General features: G+C 73.0%; 13 protein-coding genes, 1 tRNA gene and 1 pseudogene. 10 read left to right on the top strand and 5 right to left on the bottom strand.

Annotated elements, in window-relative coordinates:
* Positions 1–6 precede the first annotated feature (6 nt).
* The 10 genes from topA to ITJ55_RS04895 all read left to right on the top strand — a co-directional run bounded on the left by topA (position 7) and on the right by ITJ55_RS04895 (position 11,835).
* The gene (gene topA / locus ITJ55_RS04940) at positions 7–2,958 is read left to right on the top strand and encodes a type I DNA topoisomerase (protein WP_194594328.1); all 2,952 of its coding nucleotides are present in this window, start codon (positions 7–9) and stop codon (positions 2,956–2,958) included.
* Between the two features lie 40 nt (positions 2,959–2,998).
* Positions 2,999–4,147: a DNA polymerase III subunit delta' gene (locus ITJ55_RS04935; protein WP_194594327.1), complete on the top strand. Its 1,149-nt coding sequence runs from the start codon at positions 2,999–3,001 to the stop codon at positions 4,145–4,147.
* A gap of 139 nt (positions 4,148–4,286) precedes the next feature.
* The gene (locus ITJ55_RS04930; protein ID WP_194594326.1) at positions 4,287–4,949 is read left to right on the top strand and encodes a TetR/AcrR family transcriptional regulator; all 663 of its coding nucleotides are present in this window, start codon (positions 4,287–4,289) and stop codon (positions 4,947–4,949) included.
* 57 nt (positions 4,950–5,006) lie between these two features.
* Positions 5,007–5,082: transfer RNA gene (locus tag ITJ55_RS04925), tRNA-Thr, on the top strand.
* Between the two features lie 241 nt (positions 5,083–5,323).
* Positions 5,324–6,040 carry a hypothetical protein gene (locus ITJ55_RS04920; RefSeq protein ID WP_194594325.1) on the top strand — a complete coding sequence of 239 codons (717 nt, stop codon included), beginning with the start codon at positions 5,324–5,326 and terminating at the stop codon, positions 6,038–6,040.
* Between the two features lie 35 nt (positions 6,041–6,075).
* A complete protein-coding gene (locus ITJ55_RS04915) occupies positions 6,076–7,059 on the top strand; it encodes a Gfo/Idh/MocA family protein (RefSeq protein ID WP_194594324.1) in 984 nt (327 codons plus the stop codon).
* A gap of 31 nt (positions 7,060–7,090) precedes the next feature.
* Positions 7,091–8,653, top strand: coding sequence for a D-alanyl-D-alanine carboxypeptidase/D-alanyl-D-alanine-endopeptidase (locus ITJ55_RS04910; protein ID WP_194594323.1), 1,563 nt, complete (start codon positions 7,091–7,093; stop codon positions 8,651–8,653).
* A 37-nt stretch (positions 8,654–8,690) separates the two neighbouring features.
* Positions 8,691–9,299: an isochorismatase family protein gene (locus ITJ55_RS04905; RefSeq protein ID WP_194594322.1), complete on the top strand. Its 609-nt coding sequence runs from the start codon at positions 8,691–8,693 to the stop codon at positions 9,297–9,299.
* 11 nt (positions 9,300–9,310) lie between these two features.
* Positions 9,311–10,786 (top strand): NAD-dependent succinate-semialdehyde dehydrogenase, encoded by a 1,476-nt coding sequence (locus ITJ55_RS04900; RefSeq protein ID WP_194594746.1) that lies wholly within the window; start codon positions 9,311–9,313, stop codon positions 10,784–10,786.
* The gene (locus ITJ55_RS04895; RefSeq protein WP_194594321.1) at positions 10,783–11,835 is read left to right on the top strand and encodes a Gfo/Idh/MocA family oxidoreductase; all 1,053 of its coding nucleotides are present in this window, start codon (positions 10,783–10,785) and stop codon (positions 11,833–11,835) included. The genes ITJ55_RS04900 and ITJ55_RS04895 overlap by 4 nt, the downstream gene beginning before the upstream one ends.
* 84 nt (positions 11,836–11,919) lie before the next feature.
* On the opposite strand, the gene ITJ55_RS04890 is transcribed toward ITJ55_RS04895, so the two are convergent.
* The 5 genes and pseudogenes from ITJ55_RS04890 to ribD all read right to left on the bottom strand — a co-directional run bounded on the left by ITJ55_RS04890 (position 11,920) and on the right by ribD (position 18,440).
* Positions 11,920–12,954 (bottom strand): enoyl-CoA hydratase/isomerase family protein, encoded by a 1,035-nt coding sequence (locus ITJ55_RS04890; protein ID WP_194594320.1) that lies wholly within the window; start codon positions 12,952–12,954, stop codon positions 11,920–11,922.
* 129 nt (positions 12,955–13,083) lie between these two features.
* The gene (locus tag ITJ55_RS04885; protein WP_194594319.1) at positions 13,084–15,060 is read right to left on the bottom strand and encodes an ABC transporter ATP-binding protein; all 1,977 of its coding nucleotides are present in this window, start codon (positions 15,058–15,060) and stop codon (positions 13,084–13,086) included.
* A 174-nt stretch (positions 15,061–15,234) separates the two neighbouring features.
* On the bottom strand, positions 15,235–16,581 hold the full coding sequence (locus tag ITJ55_RS04880; RefSeq protein ID WP_194594318.1) for an MFS transporter: 1,347 nt from the start codon (positions 16,579–16,581) through the stop codon (positions 15,235–15,237).
* A 219-nt stretch (positions 16,582–16,800) separates the two neighbouring features.
* A pseudogene (gene ribA, locus ITJ55_RS04875) lies at positions 16,801–17,421 on the bottom strand (GTP cyclohydrolase II); the annotation flags it as partial.
* A gap of 17 nt (positions 17,422–17,438) precedes the next feature.
* Positions 17,439–18,440: a bifunctional diaminohydroxyphosphoribosylaminopyrimidine deaminase/5-amino-6-(5-phosphoribosylamino)uracil reductase RibD gene (gene ribD, locus ITJ55_RS04870; protein ID WP_194594745.1), complete on the bottom strand. Its 1,002-nt coding sequence runs from the start codon at positions 18,438–18,440 to the stop codon at positions 17,439–17,441.
* Positions 18,441–18,451 lie beyond the last annotated feature (11 nt).

Below are 18,451 nucleotides of genomic sequence, written 5' to 3'. Positions count from 1 at the left end.
AGTCCCGTGCCAGGCACGAAGAAACTGGTCATCGTCGAGTCGCCCGCCAAGGCCAAGACGATCGGGCAGTACCTCGGCGACGGTTACGAGGTGCTGGCCTCCGTTGGTCACATCCGCGACCTCGTCGAGCCCAAGAACCTCCCGGCCGAGCTGAAGAAGGGGTCGATGGGCAAGTTCTCCGTCGACGTCGAGAACGGCTTCGAGCCCTACTACGTCGTCTCGGACGCCAAGAAGAAGACCGTCTCCGACCTCAAGCGCGCGCTCAAGAACGCCGACGAGCTCTACCTCGCGACAGATGAGGACCGCGAGGGCGAGGCCATCGCGTGGCACCTCCTGCAAGAGCTGAAGCCCAAGGTCCCCGTGAAGCGCATGGTGTTCCACGAGATCACCAAGGACGCCATCCAGAAGGCACAAGAGAACACGCGCGAGCTCGACACCGCCCTCGTCGACGCCCAAGAGACCCGACGCATCCTCGACCGTCTCTACGGTTACGAGGTCTCGCCCGTCCTGTGGCGCAAGGTCGGCCCCGGGCTGTCGGCGGGCCGGGTCCAGTCCGCCGCGACCCGCCTCGTCGTCGATCGCGAGCGCGAACGTCTGGCCTTCGTCTCGGCGTCCTACTGGGACCTCACCGCCACCTTCGAGCCCGTCGCGGCCGAGGGCGACGCGAAGGTCGCCTTCGGGTCACGCCTCGTCCGCGTCAACGGCGGGCGCGTGGCCGCCGGTCGCGACTTCGACGACCGAGGCCGCCTGAAGGGTGAGGCCGTGGCGCTCGACGAGTCGTCCGCCCGGGCGCTCGCCGAGGCCCTGGGCTCGCCCGACGTCGACGTCGTGGTCGGCTCGGTCGACTCGAAGCCCTACACCCGCCGCCCCGCGGCCCCCTTCACGACGTCGACCCTGCAGCAGGAGGCCGCGCGCAAGCTGCGCTTCTCCGCCCGTCAGACCATGAGCGTGGCCCAGTCGCTCTACGAGAACGGCCACATCACCTACATGCGAACCGACTCGCCGGCGCTCTCGCAGCAGGCGATCGGTGCGGCACGCAGCCAGGCGGCCAAGCTCTACGGGGCCGAGACGGTCCCCGACAAGCCGCGCCTCTACACGGGCAAGAGCAAGAACGCCCAAGAGGCCCACGAGGCCATCCGCCCCTCGGGCGACACGTTCAAGACGCCGTCCGAGATGCAGGCCGTCCTGCGTGGCAACGACTGGAAGCTCTACGACCTCATCTGGAAGCGCACGGTCGCCTCGCAGATGGCCGACGCCAAGGGCTCGACAGCTTCGGTCGTCGTGTCGGCGACCACCCCCGGGGCGGTCGAGGGCATCACGGCCCGCGCCGCGTCGGGCACCCTCGCCGAGTTCGCGGCGTCCGGCACCGTCATCACCTTCCGGGGCTTCCTCAACGCCTACGAAGAAGGACGCGACGAAGACCGGCACGGTGCCGCCGAGCCCGCCGAGTCCAAGCTGCCGCCGCTGACCGTGGGCCAGGCCCTGGGCCTCGACGAGGTCGAGGCCAAGGGCCACGACACGTCCGCGCCGCCGCGGTACACCGAGGCGAGCCTGGTGAAGACGCTCGAAGAGCTCGGCATCGGGCGCCCCTCGACGTACGCCGCCATCATGTCGACCATCGTCGACCGCGGCTACGTGACCCCGCGGGGCACGGCCCTCGTGCCGAACTGGATCGCGTTCTCGGTCGTCCGCCTGCTCGAGGACTACTTCGCCGACCTCGTCGAGTACGACTTCACGGCCAGCATGGAGGACGACCTCGACCTCATCGCCGGCGGCGACGCCGACCGCGTCGACTGGTTGAACGGCTTCTACTTCGGCAACGAGTCGCACCGGGGCCTGCGCAAGGTCATCGACAACCTGGGCGAGATCGACGCCCGCGACATCAACTCCATCGTCCTCTCCGAGGGCGTCACGCTGCGCATCGGTCGCTACGGTCCCTACCTCGAGGCGCCGGGCGACGACCCCGAGACGCCCCGCCGGGTGAACGTGCCCGAAGACCTCGCTCCCGACGAGCTGACCGCCGAGAAGGCGCGCGAGCTGATCGACGCCCCCGTCGTCGGCGACCGGGTGCTGGGCGTCAACCCCGATTCCGGCAAAGAGGTCGTCGCGAAGGACGGCCGCTTCGGCCCGTACGTCACCGAGCGGACTCCCGAGACGGCGTCCGACGAGGCGGCCGGCGAGATCGCGGCCGACCCCGTGACCGGCGAGGTGACCGAACCCGCGGCCGCCGCGACGACGACCGCTGCGAAGAAGGCGCCGGCCAAGAAGGCTCCCGCGAAGAAGGCCGCCGCCCCGAAAGAGCGCACGGCCTCCCTCTTCAAGAGCATGAGCGTCGACACGGTCGACCTCGCGACGGCCCTGCGGCTGCTCGACCTCCCTCGCACCGTCGGCACCGACCCCGACACCGGCGACGAGATCCAGGCGCAGAACGGGCGCTACGGCCCCTACCTGAAGAAGGGGACCGACACCCGGTCGCTGACGAGCGAGGACGCGATCTTCGACATCGACCTGCCCGGCGCCCTCGAGCTCTACGCGCAGCCGAAGTACGGCGCCCGCAAGGCCAGCAGCGCCCTGAAGGAGTTCGAGGCCGATCCGGTCAGCGGCAAGCCGATCAAGGTGAAGGACGGCCGGTTCGGCCCGTACGTCACCGACGGCGAGACCAACGCGACCATCCCGCGCGGCGAGACGGTCGACGAGGTCGACTTCGACCGGGCCGTCCAACTGCTCGCCGACAAGCGGGCCAAGGGGCCGGCCAAGCCGAAGACCGTGGCGAAGAAGGCGCCCGCCAAGAAGGCACCGGCCAAGAAGGCACCGGCCAAGAAGGCGCCGGCCGCGAAGACCGGTGCGGCGAAGACGACCGCGGCGAAGACGACCGCAGCCAAGGCCCCCGCGAAGAAGGCTCCCGTGACGAAGGCGACGACGGCGAAGGCCGCGACGTCCGAGGCCACGGCCGAGTGATCGGCGCGGTCGGGGCGCGAGCCGAGAGCGCACGCTGACCATGCCCCTCTGGGAACACCTCACGGGTCAGCCCGACGCCATCGAGGCGTTGACCGCGGCGGCGTCGACGCAGCCCGGCAACGCCTCGATGACCCACTCGTGGCTGATCACCGGTCCGCCCGGCTCCGGTCGGTCGAACCTGGCGTACGCGTTCGCGGCCGCCCTGCTCTCGCGGACCCCCGCCGACGAAGAGGCCACGCTGCGTCAGGTCGCCGCGCGGTCGCACCCCGACCTCGCCGTCCTCAGCACCGAGCGCATCATCATCACGATCGACGAGGTCCGGTCGCTCGTCGCGGCCAGCCAGTTCTCGCCGTCGGTCGGTCGCTACCGGGTGGTCGTGATCGAGGACGCCGACCGCATGACCGAGCGCACCTCGAACCTGTTGCTGAAGGCCCTCGAAGAGCCGCCGCCGCGCACCGTCTGGTTGCTGTGCGCCCCGAGCGAGGCCGACCTCATCCCGACGATCCGCTCCCGGGTGCGCAGCGTGCGCCTCCGGATGCCCGCCGTGGCCGACGTGGCCGCGTTGCTCGAGCGCCGCGACGGCGTCGATCCCGAGATCGCCCTCGTGGCGGCCCGCGAGGCCCAGAGCCACATCGGCATGGCACGCCGCCTCGCGCTCGACACCTCGGCCAGGTCACGGCGGCGGCAGACGCTCGAGGCCGCACTGGGCATCCGCAGCGTCTCGGACGCGGTGATCGCCGCGGCCACCCTGCTCGCCGTCGCCGGCGACGACGCCAAGGCGATCACCGAAGAACGCGACGCCGAAGAGCGCGCGAGTGCGCTGCGCTCGTTGGGCGTCGAGCCGGGCGGCACCGTCCCCCCGGCCCTCCGCAGCCAGTTGCGCGCACTCGAGGACGACCAGAAGCGCCGGGCCACCCGCAGCCTGCGTGACGGCATCGACCGCATCATGGTCGACCTCCTCTCGCTCTACCGCGACGTCCTGCTGTTGCAGCTCGGCGTCGACGAGCAGCCCATCAACGACAGCATCAGGGCCCAGCTCGACTCGGCGGCGGCCGCGTCGACGCCGGCTGCCACCCTCGCCGTGCTGGACGCGATCGCGGTGGCTCGTCGACGCATCGAGGCGAACGTGTCGCCGGCCATGGCGCTCGAGGCCATGCTCGTCGTCGTCAGCCGGCACGCCACCCGCTGACCTGTCCGTCGACGACCCGCTGCCCGTCGGTGGCGTGGCGGCGGCGTCGTGGCCGCGGCGGCGTGACGGACCCGCCGTGACGGCCACGGTGGCAGTGCCCGTCCACCGGATTCCCGGACGCATGCGCGATGATGGCCCGATGAGCGACCCGAACGCCGCCCCCGGTCTGCGCGAGCGCAAACGTCTGGCCACCCGTCGAGCGATCCAGGTCGCCGTCCTCGACCTCATCGTCGAGCACGGCCTCGACGCCGTGACCGTCGACATGGTGAGCCGGCAGGCGGACGTCTCGCCGCGTACCTTCTTCAACTACTTCACGTCCAAAGAAGAGGCCGTCGTCGGCGACCCGCCCGCCCTGCCCGACGGTGGCGACCTCGAGCGCTTCGTGGCCGAGCGCGACGAGCCCGTCCTGTCGAGCCTCATCAAGCTGCTGACGACCTCGGTCGAGTCGGCGACGGTCGACCGCGAGCTCGTCGTGCTGCGTCGTCGCGTGCTGCGCGCGCACCCCGACCTGCTGGCCCGTCGCATCGCCTCGACGCGCGTCTTCGAGGAGCGACTGACCACCGTCGTGGCCCAGCGCATGGCGGCCGACGAGGGCGTCGCGGGCGATGCCGTCGACGCGTCGCTGGTCAGCCGGGCGCACCTCGTGTCGCTCGTCAGCATCGCCACCCTGCGCCACGCTTGGGCCGAGTGGATCGACGACGACGACGTCGACCACCTCAGCGACATGCGCTACAGCCTGCGTGCCCGCATGGAGGCCAGCTTCGACGAGCTCGGCCGCCTCGTGACGCGTGAGGTCCGCTGATCCTGTACAGTGTCTAATCGTGCCGCGAGGCACGGGCAGCCGGCCCAGGCCGGTCCCGCCGCTTTAGCTCAGTCGGTAGAGCGTCTCACTCGTAATGAGAAGGTCATCAGTTCGATTCTGATAAGCGGCTCCACCACAGCCCCGGGTCACCTCGACCCGGGGCTGTTCTCGTCCTCCCGCTCGTCCCCCGCTCGTCTCTGCGCTCGACTCGCGGGCGGTCGTGCTCGAGCGACCCGGGGTCGGCCCCGTCCGGCCTGCCGCCCCCAGTAGTGGTGAGCGCGTGGCCGAGGTGTACCCCGAACGGCACGCCGACCCCCGGCCGTCGCCGTACGGTCGGACGACGACGCCCGTGACCGACGGAAGGAGGCGCCCGCATGCCCCTCCGGCTGATCTGCACCGCGTTGCTCGCCGCCGTCCTCGCGGGAGTGCTCCTCGTCGTCTGGGCGGGGGGTGACAGCTCGGCCCTCGCCACGGCGGGCGTCGCCGACGGGCGGGCGACGGTCCTCGCCGCAGCCGGCGACCCCGCGGGCGAGGCCGCGGGCCCAGGAGGCGCGCGATGCGTCGCCGACGCCACCGGCGCCTCCTCGTCCTCGCCCACGCAACCCGTGGCCGACGCGATCGCCGCGCCCACCGGTGCCACCGACGTCGCCAGCGGGGCGACGGGCACGACGACGGCCGACCTCGACGCGTTCCGCGCGGCGTACCAGGAGCAGCGACGACAGGGCTGCCTCGGGCTGCTGCCGGCCGACAACGTGCGGTACGACGCATGCCTCGAGCGGTACCTGCTCTGGATCGCGGGTGACCCCAGCCCCGACCCGCTGAGCGCCTGGGGGCACAAGGGCGAGGTCGTCCGCAGCGACGGCGAGCCCCCGGCGGGCTGCGACGGCAACCTCGCGGGTGGGACCGGCACGACCGGAGCCGTGGCCGCGGCGAAGTGGTGGGCCTCGAGTCCGCACCGGGACGCCGTCTACCGACCGGACTTCCGGGGCGACCTCGCGCACGCCTGCCTCGGGTTCGCGTCGGTGCACGGGGGAGCGCCCGGCGACAGCCCGGACTTCGTCCGGTCGGCCAGTCGCTGGTACGCCTGCTGACCGGCGTCGTCGGCGGTGGCTGGTAGACAGTCCGCATGACACTTCGATGGGGAATCCTCGGCGCCGGCGGCATCGCCTCGACCTTCACCTCCGACCTGCAGGGCGCGGGCCTGACCGTCTCGGCCGTCGGGTCGCGCGACCTCGCCAAGGCGCGCGAGTTCGCCGACCGGGCCGGGGTGCCCGGTGCCCACGGCAGCTACGACGACCTCGTGGCCGACCCCGAGGTCGACGTGGTCTACGTGGCCACGCCGCACCCGTTCCACGCCGAGAACGCGCTGCTCGCGATCGCGGCGGGCAAGCACGTCCTCGTCGAGAAGGCGTTCACGGTGAACGCGACCGAGGCCGAGACCGTCTACGCGGCGGCACGTCGGGCCGGCGTCGTCGCGCTCGAGGCCATGTGGACGCGCTACACGCCGCAGAGTGCGCGACTGCGCGCGGTCGTGCGCTCCGGCGTGATCGGCGAGGTGCGCCTCCTGACCGCCGTGCACGTCCAGTCGCTGCCCACCGACCCCCGGCACCGCCTCAACGACCCGGCCCTGGGGGGCGGCGCCCTGCTCGACCTGGGGGTCTACCCGGTGTCGTTCGCCCACGACCTCCTGGGGGCGCCCGAGAGCGTCACGGCCACGGCGACCCTGAGCGACCAGGGCGTCGACGCCCGCGTCGGCATCCAGCTCGGCCACGGGTCGGGCGCGACGTCGCAGCTCTACGCGGCCCTCGACGCGTCCGGCCGCAACACCGCGTCGCTGCTCGGCACCGAGGGGCGCATCGACGTCGACGACACGTTCTACGCACCGGGCGGCTTCACCGTGCGCGACTCCGACGACGCCGTCGTCGAGCGGTACGACGCCGACGAGGGTGGTCTCCGGGGCATGCAGCACCAAGCGCTCGAGCTCGAACGGGTCGTCGCGGCGGGCGAACGCGAGAGCCCCCTGTTGACCGTGGCCGACGGCGTCGACGTGATGCGGACCATGGACGCGGTGCGGCAGCAGATCGGCGTGCGGTACCCGTCCGAGAGGTGACGTCGCGTCGTCGCTCCGTATGATGTCCTCGATGAGCGATCAGGGTGAGCCACGTCACGACCGAAGCGAACCGGGCCGAGATGCCGGGGGCGCCGCGGGCGATGGGGGCGCCGGTGGCGACAGGGGCGCCGGTCCCACCGACACGACCTCGACCGGGTCGCCGTCCTCCGCGTGGCGCTGGGTCTCGACCCGGCCGCGCGCCGTCCTCGTGACGGCCGGGGTGCTCGTCCTCGCCCTGCTCGGCGGTGGAGCCGTCGCGGCCGGTGCGGCCACCGCCCCCGGGGCCCCGACGGCCCGCGGCGGTTCGGCGACGCCCCAGCCCGACGTGACGGTCACGCCCAGCGCGACGCCCACGGTCGACCCCGAGCGGGCGGTGCCCGACGTGCTGCCCGGCGCCACGCGCCTCCGCACCTGCTCGGTCGCCGGTGCCGCCTCCGACCCGCGGCTCGCCCAGTTCGAGGGCAGCGTGGTCAACGCCGCGACGGGCGAGGTGCTCTTCGACCGCAACGGCTCGACCGCCGCCCGCACCGGCAGCGTGCTCAAGACCCTGACGAGCGCCGTCGCGCTGTCGGTCCTCGGCCCCGACGCGCGCCTCACGACGCGGGTCACCGGCGATGCCGGCACCGGGGCCGTGGCGTTGGTGGGCGGCGGCGACGCCACGCTGAGCGCCACGGGGTCGAGCGTGTACGCCGGGGCACCCACCGTCGCCGACCTCGCGACCCAGGTCAAGACGTCGCTCGGCGACCAACCCCTCACGCAGATCACGCTCGACGCCACGTACTGGAACCCCGCCGACAAGTGGGACCCGTCGTGGAAGCGCACCGAGCAGACGATCGGGTACCACTCCGAGGTGACCGCGCTGATGGTCGACGGCGACCGGGCGAACCCGGCGGCGCAGACGAGCCCCCGCAGCACCGACCCCGTCGCCCGGGCCGGCGACGCCTTCCGGTCGGCGCTCGTCGCGGCGGGCGTGGTCGGCGCCGACACGGCCACGATGACCCAGGGCAGCGCCACGAGCGGGACGGTGATCGCCCAGGTGTCGTCGCAGCCGGTCGCCACCCTCGTCTCGCAGCTGCTTCCGACCTCCGACAACACCCTCGCCGAGATGCTCGCGCGGGTCTCGTCGAAGGTCTCCGGCGCCGACGGCTCGGCTGCGTCGCTCACGGCCCTCTACAAGGGCGTGCTGTCGTCGACCTACGGGCTCGACACGTCGTCGCTCACCATCATCGACGGCTCGGGCCTGAGCGAGAACGACGCCGTGCCGTCGACCTTCGTCGCGCGACTGATGGTCCAGGTGCTGAACCGCGAGCACGGTCTCGGAGTCGTGTACGACGCCCTGCCCGTGTCGGGCAAGACCGGCACCCTGGCCTCACGGTTCACCGGATCGAACGCCGTCGCCCGGGGGGCCGTGCACGCGAAGACCGGGTGGATCGACACGGCCTACACGCTGGCCGGCACGATCGACGCGGCCGACGGCACGAAGCTCACCTTCGCCTTCTACGCGATCGGCTCGGTGCAGGACAACGCACGGGCCGCCCTCGACACGGTGACGACGGCGGTCTACAGCTGCGGCGACAACCTGGCCAACAGCTGACGACGCGGGTGTCGGTGCGGCGCGCGAGAATGGTCGCATGACCAGAGCACTCGTCGTCGTCGACGTCCAGAACGACTTCACCGAAGGAGGCGCGCTCGGCGTGACCGGCGGCGCCCACGTCGCGCAGGCGGTCACCGAGCACCTGCGCGCCCACCCCGATCGCTACGACCTCGTCGTCGCCAGCCGCGACTGGCACTCGCCCGACGGTGACAACGGTGGCCACTTCAGCACCGCGCCCGACTTCGTCGACTCGTGGCCGTCGCACTGCGTCCAGGGCTCGCCCGGGGCCGAGTACCACCCCGACCTCGACACCTCGGCCGTCGACCTCCACGTGCTCAAGGGCGACGGGCGCCCCGCGTACTCGTTGTTCGACGGCGTCGTCGAGGGGGGCCGGCCGTTCGGCCAGGTCCTCGCCGAGCGGGGCGTGGACGAGGTCGAGGTCGTGGGTCTCGCGACCGACCACTGCGTCCGCGCCTCGGCCCTCGACGCCGTGGCGGCAGGGCTCCGCGTGACCGTGTTGACCGATCTGGTCGCCGGCGTGGCTCCGGGCCCGAGCGAGGCCGCCCTGACCGAGCTGCGGGCGGCCGGCGTGACCTGCGCTCGGTCGGCCGAGGTCGTCGACGGGTCGACCGGGGCCACGGCGTGAGCGCCCGGGGCGTGACGGCGGCCGATCGCCGCCGGGTGCTCGAGGCGGTGCCGACCGGCCTGTTCGTCGGTGGCTCCTGGGGGCCGTCGTCCACCGGCGACTCCGTCGACGTCGTCGATCCCGCCACGGGCGAGGTCCTCGTCGCCGTGGCCGACGCCTCCCCGGCGGACGGCCTCCGCGCGCTCGACGCGGCGGTCGACGCGCAAGACGGCTGGGCCGCGACGTCGCCTCGGCACCGCAGCGAGGTCCTGCGCCGCGCCTTCGACCTGCTGATGGAGCGGCGCGACGACTTCGCCCTGTTGATGACGCTCGAGATGGGCAAGCCCCTGGCCGAATCGCTCGGCGAGGTCACCTACGGCGGCGAGTTCCTCCGGTGGTTCTCCGAAGAGGCCGTCCGCGTCTCGGGCCGCTACGGCACCAACCCCGAGGGCACCGGTCGCACGACGGTCCTGCACCGCCCGGTGGGCCCGTGCCTGCTCATCACCCCCTGGAACTTCCCCCTGGCGATGGCCACCCGCAAGATCGCTCCCGCCCTGGCCGCCGGTTGCACCGTGGTGATCAAGCCCGCCGAGCTGACCCCTCTGACGACGCTCGCCTTCGTGGCCCTGCTCGTCGAGGCCGGCGTGCCCGACGGGGTGGTCAACGTCGTGACCACCCTGTCGGCGAACGACGTGTGCGAGCCCTTGATCCGCGACCCGCGCCTCCGGAAGCTCAGCTTCACGGGGTCGACCCCGGTCGGCTCGACGTTGCTGACCCAGGCGGCCGAGCAGGTGCTGCGCACCTCGATGGAGCTCGGCGGCAACGCCCCCTTCGTGGTCTTCGACGACGCCGACCTCGACGCGGCGGTCGAGGGGGCGATGCAGGCGAAGTTCCGCAACGTCGGGCAGGCCTGCACCGCCGCCAACCGGTTCATCGTTCACGAGTCGGTCGTGGCCGAGTTCACCTCGCGGGTGGTCGAGCGCGTCCGTGGCCTGCAGGTCGGAGCGGGCACCGACGACGGGGTCACCGTCGGGCCGTTGATCGACGGGCGGGCGGTCGACAAGGCCGACCGTCTCGTGCGCGACGCGGTCGACCGGGGCGCCGTCGTCGAGACCGGTGGGGGCGTGGTCGCCGGGCCCGGCACGTTCTTCGAGCCGACCGTGCTGTCGGGCGTCGTCCCGGGCAGCGAGATCCTCACCACCGAGATCTTCGGGCCCGTGCTCGCGGTCTCGACGTTCCGCGACGAGGCCGAGGGCGTCCGCCTCGCCAACGACACCGAGTTCGGGCTCGTCGCCTACGCGTTCACCCGCGACCTCGCGAGGGGGCAGCGCCTGGCCGAGCGCCTGCAGACCGGAATGCTCGGGCTCAACGTGGGCGTCGTGTCCAACGCGTCGGCCCCCTTCGGCGGCGTCAAGTCGTCCGGCCTCGGTCGCGAGGGCGGGGTCGAAGGCATCCACGAGTACCTCGAGACCGTGTACGTGCTGACCCCCGACCCCTTCGCCGCATGAGCGCCGCACAGCCGTTGCGCGTGGGCATCGTGGGCTACGGGCTCGCCGGTCGGGTCTTCCACGGGGCCCTCCTGGCCGCCGACCCGGCCTGGCAGGTCGACGCCGTCGTGACCCGCGACCCCGACCGGTCGACGCAGGTCGCCGAGGCTCACCCGGGGGCCGACGTGGTGGCGAGCGTCGACGAGCTCTGGGGCCGCGACCTCGACCTCGTGGTCGTGGCCACGCCGAACGACACCCACGTCGAGACCGCGACCCGGGCGCTCCGGGCCGGCGTCGCCGTGGTCGTCGACAAGCCGCTGGCGACCTCGTCGGCCGACGCCCGGGCGCTGGTCGAACTCGCCGAGTCGCTCGGTCGGCCGCTGACCGTCTACCAGAACCGCCGGTGGGACGGTGACTTCCTGACCGCGTCACGGCTGGCGGCCTCGGGCGACCTGGGCGAGGTCCACACGGTCGAGTCGCGGTTCGAGCCCTGGAAGCTCGAGAACCGCGCCGGCTGGAAGCGCCGGGCGACCGCGGCGGACGGCGGCGGCATCCTGTTCGACCTGGGGCCGCACCTCGTCGACCAGGCGTCGGCGCTGCTGGGCCCCGTCCTGACGGTCCACGCCGAGATCGCGACCCGGCGCCCGGGCGGTTCGGCCGACGACGACGTGTTCGTGTCGCTCGAGCACGAGGGCGGCCGACGGTCGCGGCTGACGATGAGCCACGTCGCGGCGGTGCCGGGTCCGAGGTTCCGGGTGCTCGGGTCGTCGGGGGCGTACGAGGTGCACGGTCTCGACCCGCAAGAGGCCCAGCTGGCCTCGGGCGTCGCGCCGACCGACCCGGCGTACGGCGTCGACGAGACCTCTCGTCGTGGTGTCGTGGTCACCGACGGCTCCCGACGTGACCAACCCACCGACCCCGGACGCTATCCGGACTTCTACTCGCAGCTCGCTCGGGCCCTGCGCGGCGACGGCGAACGTCCCGTCGACCCGTGGGACGCCGTCCGCGGGCTCGAGGTGATCGAGGCCGCTCGCCGCTCGGTCGACGAGGGACGCGTCGTCCGCCCCTGACCGGTGGCCGCGGGCAGGTGACGCAGGTCGGCCGGGGGGCGAGGCTCCCGGTGGCCCGGGGCGCGCCTCCCGCGTGCTCCGTGGTCAAAGTCTCGTCGTCCAGTCGACCGTCGCCAGGGTCGACGGCACGTCGACCTCGTCCAGCGTCGCCGGCGACCAGCGGGGCCGGCGGTCCTTGTCGACCACGCGGGCACGGATGCCCTCGACGAGGTCCGGTGAGGCGGCGAGCGAGGTGACGATCCCGAGCTCTTGCCCCAGCACGGCCTCGAGGTCGGGCAGCCGGTCAGCCCGGCGCCGGGCTTCGAGTGTCAGGACGACCGACGTCGGCGAGGCGGCCTCGAGGTCGTCGGCCACGGCTCCCGCCGCGTCGAGGCCCGACGACGCGAGGTCGCGCAGCCGACGGACGATGGCGCGCGCGTCGTCGCCGCGGTAGGCCTCGTCGATCCAGTCGCCGGCAGCGGCGAGCTCGGACGGCCCCGCTGCGACGCCGAGCGCCCGCACGGCCTCCACGCCGCCCTCGGCCAGGGCCGGCAGCACGCGCACGAGCTCGGGCGAGGGGACGAGGACGTCGGCGAAACCCGTGTGCAGTGCGTCCGCCGCCGACATCGCGCGGCCCGTCAGGGCCAGGTGGGTGCCGAGCTCGCCCGGTGCCCGAGAGAGCAAGAAGCTGCCGCCGGCGTCGGGGGAGAGGCCGATGCGGGTCTCAGGCATCCCGAGCGAGCTGCGCTCGGTGACGACGCGCAGCGTGACGTGACCGCCCAGCCCGATGCCGGCACCCATCGCGATGCCGTCCAGCAGCGAGACGATCGGCTTCGACCACCGCGACAGCCGCAGCGTGCCCCGGTACTCTCGCCGCCACATGTCGACGCTGCGTCGGGGGTCGTCCGTCGCGTTGGCGTAGATCCAGGCGATGTCGCCTCCGGCGCAGAAGCCCCGTGGGCCGGCTCCCCGCAGCAGCACGGCGGTCACGGTGGAGTCGACCTCCCAGGCGTCGAGTGCCCGTTCGACGAGGCCGAGCATCTCGACCGTCACCGCGTTGATCTTCTGCGGACGGTTGAGGGTGATGACGCCCACCCCGCGGTCGACGTGGGTCAGGACGGTGGGGGCGACGTCGCTCATCGGGCTATCGTCGCACGTCACCGCCCGGGGCTCGGTCGTCTGGCGACCCGGCGACCTGGCGACCCGGCGACCGGGCGACCCGGCGACCGGGCGACCCGGCGATCGGGCGACCCGGAGACCCGGTCGGCGTCAGACGAGCAGCTGGTGCTTCGCGAGGTCGCGGTAGAGCGGTGTGGTCTGCACGAGCTCGGAGTGGGTGCCGACCCCGACGACGCGCCCCGCCTCGACGACGACGATCTGGTCGGAGTCGACCACGGTCGAGAGCCGGTGGGCGATGACGATGAGCGTGCGGTTCTCGGCCACGGCGTCGATGGCCTCGCGCAGGCGCTGCTCGTTCAGGCCGTCGAGGCTCGAGGTCGACTCGTCGAGCAGCAGGATGGGCGGCGCGTTCAGCAGCGTGCGGGCGATGGCGAGTCGTTGCCGTTCGCCACCCGAGAGCATCACGCCGTCTTCGCCGACCTGGGCGTCGAGACCCTGTTCGCCTCGCTCGAGCACGGCCGTGAGGTTGACGGCCTCGAGCACCCGGCGGCAGTCGTCGTCGGTGGCGTCGGGCGACCCCAGGGTCAGGTTGTCGCGGATGGTGCCGGCGAGCACCGGGGCGTCCTGCTCGACGTAGCCGATGCGCGACCGCAGCTCGTGACGGTCGAGGGTGCGGACGTCGGCCCCGCCCACGACGACGGCACCCGAGGTCGCGTCGTAGAAGCGCTCGATGAGCGAGAGGATCGTGCTCTTGCCGGCGCCCGACGGCCCGACGAGGGCCGTGCGTCGCCCGACGGGCACGGTGAAGCTCACGCCCCGCAGCACCGTCAGGTCGTCGTCGTCCGGGCCGCCCTGGCGGCGGAGGCGTTCGTCGTCCGTCGTGTCGACGGGAGCGCCCGGGTGGTCGGCGGCGGGGGCGCCCGCCACGGGCGAGCCGGGGTAGCGGAAGTGCACGTCGTCGAAGCGGACGGCGACGTCGTTCGCCGAGCCCGCTCGCGCGCCGGCGGTGGCACCGATCGTGGCAGCAGCCGCGGCGACCTCGACCGCGAGACGCTCGTCGCCGTCGGTCTCGCTCGGCAGGTCGAGGATCTCTTGGATGCGGCCGAGCGCCCCGAGCGCCTGGTTCACGCTGAGCACGGCGCCGAGGGCCTGGCCGAGCGGCATGATCATGAGAAAGAGGAAGAGCACGAACGACACGAGCGACGCGATCTCGATGGCGCCGCTGGCCACGCGGTAGCCGCCGACGCCGAGCACGACCAGGAACGACGCCTGCAGCGCCACCGACGAGATCGGCACGACGAGGGCCGAGATGCGCGCCACCTGCAGACCCCGCTGGTAGGCGCCCTCGGCGTCGCGTTCGACGCCGGCGATCTCACGCTCGGTGGCACCCGACGCGCGGATCGTGCGGACCGAGCTGATCGCGCGTTCGACGGCGGCGGTGAGGTCGCCCACCTTCTCTTGCGCCTGGCGGCTCGCGACGCGGATGCGGCCGGACAGCAGCACGACGATCACGACCGAGACGGCCACCACGAGCACGGTCAGACCGAGCAGCACGGGGTCGATCAAGAACATGCCGACCAGGGCGCCGACGAAGGTCAGGCTGCCGCCGATGGCCTCGACGAGCCCCTGGGTGAGCACCGCGCGCAACAGGGTGGTGTCGGAGCCGACGCGCGACACGAGGTCGCCGGTGCGGCGGGTGTCGAACTGGCTGATCGGCAGGCGGAGCATGCGTCCGACCAGCCGACGACGGCTCGAGAGGACGACGCCCTCGCCGGTGCGCTGCAGCAGGTAGTGCTGGAACCCGCTGATCAGCCCGGCCGCGACGACCAGGGCGACGAGGGCCCAGACGAGGGGCCCGAGCGTCACGCCCTGCTGCACGGCTGAGATCACCCGTTGCACCAACAACGGCTGCCCGAGCGACGCCGCGGCGCCGAGCACGCTGAGCACGATGATGAAGGCCATGACCTTCTTGTGCTCGAACAGGTAGGGCAGCAGCTGACGGAAGGTGGCACGCGGCCCCTCGGGCTGCGGACGGCGACCCCAGCGCGACCGGGGCGCGGTGACCTGGTCGACCCGCGCCTCCTGACCGGTGGACGTCGTCGTGCGCGCGCGCGTGTCGGAGCTCATGATGCCTCTCGTGCCGGTGACCGGCGTCGCGGTCTGCGGCGGTCGGATGTCGCGGGCGGTGCCACCGCCGACTACGACCGTACTTCGTCCCGGTGACATCCACCTGCGTCACGACGACGGCCCGCGCCCCCGGTCAGGAGGCGCGGGCCGGCCGGTGGGGCGGCGTGCGTCCGGTCAGCCGGCCGCCTCGTAGTCGACGTCGCGGGTCTCGCGGCTGAGCACGAGCGCCACGAGCGTCAGGAGCGCCATGGACGACAGGTAGAGGCCGACGAGCCAGGTGCTGCCGCCCGCCGCCGTCCAGAGCGCGACCGCGATGAACGGGGCGACGGCCGCGCCGAGGATGCTGGCCACGTTGTAGCTGATGGCCGAGCCGGTGTACCGCACGCTGGTCGGGAACAGCTCGGGCAGCACGGCCCCCATGGGCCCGAAGGTCAGCCCCATCAGCACGAAGCCGATGATCAGCAGAGCCTGCGCGCCCAGCTCGCCGGCCGCGAACAGCGGGGCGAAGGTGAAGCCGAAGACGAGGATGCCCGCGGTGACGCAGATGAGCATGGCGCGGCGGCCGTACTTCTCGGCGAGCGGCCCCGAGACGAGGGTGAAGATGCCGAAGAACACGACGCCGAGGATGAGCATCCACAAGAACTGCGTCCGGGCGATGCCGAGGCCGGCGGGGTCGCCCGCGGCGTCCGCCGTGCCGTAGGTGAGCGTGAACGTCGTCATCAGGTAGAACAGCGTGTACGTGGCCAGCATGATGAACGTGCCGAGCAGCAGCGGGCGCCAGCTCGTGCGGAACACCCGGGCGAGCGGCAGGGACGCGACGTTGCCCGAGTCGACCACCTTCTGGAACGCCGGGGTCTCGATCAGCTTGAAGCGCACGTACAGCCCGATGATGACGAGCACCGCGCTCGCCAGGAACGGCAGGCGCCAGCCCCAGCTCATGAACTGCTCCTCGGTGAGGGTCGTGTTCAGCAGCACGAAGAGCAGGTTGGCGATGATGAAGCCGATCGGGGCACCCAGCTGGGGGAACGTGCCGTAGATCGCCCGACGGTTCGCCGGGGCGTTCTCGGTCGCGAGCAGCGCGGCACCGCTCCACTCGCCGCCGAGGCCGAGACCCTGGCAGAAGCGCAGGACCACGAGGCAGGCGGGGCCGGCGACCGCCCACCCGGGCGTGGTGCCCGCCGGGATGCAGCCGATCAGGACGGTCGCGATGCCCATCGTCAAGAGGGACGCCACGAGCGTGCCCTTGCGCCCGATGCGGTCGCCGAAGTGGCCGAAGACGACCGAGCCGACGGGTCGGGCGACGAAGGCGACGCCGAAGACCGCGAACGAGGCGAGGCGCGCGACGGCCGGGTCGTCGTTGGCGAAGAAGATCGTCGGGAAGACGAGCACCGCGGCAGTCGCGTAGACGTAGAAGTCGTAGAACTCGATCGAGGTGCCGATGAGGCTGGCGACGATGACGCGCGAGCGTTTGTTGGTGGCGGGGGCGGACGACGTCGACGGATCGACGGTGGGGGCAGACACGGGGGCACTCCGAAGCGGGGGTCGAGGGCCCGGCGGACGTCGACGACCGGGCGCGTGATGCGGCGCAGCGGGTCGGACGGAGGCGCGGTGCAGGGATCTGCTGATCGCTCGGCCGGGTGAGACGGTGGCCGCTCGTGACAGCCGTCGCCCATCTTACCCCGGCTGTACCCCGAGTCGTCCCCCGGCGGGGCGGGCCACGCGGCCCGGCCGGAGCCGGGGTCAGCCCTCGGCGCCGAGGTGGCCGGGCAGCTCGTGCCCCATGCGGTCGCGCTTGGTGTCGAGGTAGCCCTCGTTGAAGGCCCCGACCCCGACGACGAGCGGCACGAGCTCGGTCACGTCGATGCCGTGCTCGCCGAGCTGGCGACGCTTCTCGGGGTTGTTGCTGAGCAGCCGCACGCGGGTGAGTCCGAGGTCGCGCAGCACGTCGGCGGCCGCCCCGTAGTCGCGAGCGTCGGCGGGCAGGCCGAGGGCGAGGTTGGCGTCGAGCGTGTCGAGGCCGTCTTCTTGCAGTCGGTAGGCGCGCAGCTTGTTGACCAGGCCGATGCCGCGGCCCTCGTGCCCTCGCAGGTAGACCACGACGCCGCCGTGGTCGCGGATGGTGTCGAGCGCGGCGTCCAGCTGCGGGCCGCACTCGCACTTCAGCGAGCCGAAGGCCTCGCCGGTCAGGCACTCGGAGTGCACGCGGACCAGGGCGCCGTCCGCCGGGGGGAGGCCCGTCGGGTCGGTCGCGATGACCGCCACGTGGTCGGCCCCCGTGACGGTGTCGCGGTAGGCGCGCATGCGGAACGTGCCGTGGCGGGTGGGGACCGTGGTCTCGACCTCGAACGACACCTGGGACGATGCGGCGGGGGTGGTGGTCATGCGTGCCTCCTGGAGGTGTCGCGGGCGACGACCACGAGGTCGTCGCCGAGGGTGCGCGCGTCCGTGACGCGCAGTCGTCGTTGCTCGTGGATGTGGTCGACGCCGAGGTCGTCGAGGGCGGTGCGCGGCCCGCCGAGCAGGGTCGGCGCGAGGTAGACGAGGTAGTCGTCGACGAGTCCCCGTCGCACGAAGGCGCTCGCCACCGTCGGCCCGCCCTCGACGAACAGGCTGCGGACCCCGCGGCGCCCCAGGTCGTCGAGCACGGCCTCGAGGTCGCGGGTGCCGGTCTCGACGAGGCCTCGCGGGTGCCGACGCAGGGCCGCGTCGGCCGGGACGGCCCGGGTGCCGACGACGACGGGCAGGGGCTGCTCGGCCATCAGCTCGCCGGTGTCGTGCCGGGCGGTCAGGCCGGGGTCGTCGGCCAGCACCGTGCCCGTCCCGACGAGGATCGCGTCGTGAGCCGCCCGTTGCTCGTGGACGTGCCGGCGAGCGGCCGGGCCGGTGATCCACCGGCTGCTGCCGTCGGCTGCCGCCGCTCGCCCGTCGAGGCTGGACGCCCACTTCACCGTCACGAAGGGACGCCCCGTCCGTGCCGTCGCGAGCCAGCGCCGCGCCATCTCTTCGGCCTCGTCGGCGAGCACGCCGCCGATCACGTCCACGCCCGCCCGGCGCAGTCGCTCGGCACCGCCGCCGGACGACGCGCCAGGGTCGCCGACGGCGTGGACGACGCGGGCGACGCCTGCCTCGATCAGCGCGACGCTGCACGGGCCGGTGCGTCCGACGTGGTCGCAGGGCTCGAGCGAGACGACTGCCGTGAGGCCGCGGGCGTCACCCGGGGCCAGGTGGGACAGGGCGTCGACCTCGGCGTGCGGCGTGCCCGCACCGCGGTGCCACCCCTCGGCCGCCGTGCTGCCGTCGGGGCGCAGCAGGACGCACCCCACCTGCGGGTTCACGCCGCGGGCGGGCCCGCGGCGCGCGAGGGCGACGGCTCGACGCATGGTGCTCTCGA

Origin of the sequence: Frigoribacterium sp. VKM Ac-1396 (genome assembly GCF_015350895.1) — a bacterium.
Classification (GTDB): domain Bacteria; phylum Actinomycetota; class Actinomycetes; order Actinomycetales; family Microbacteriaceae; genus Frigoribacterium.
This window is presented reverse-complemented; position numbering and strand designations above follow the sequence as displayed.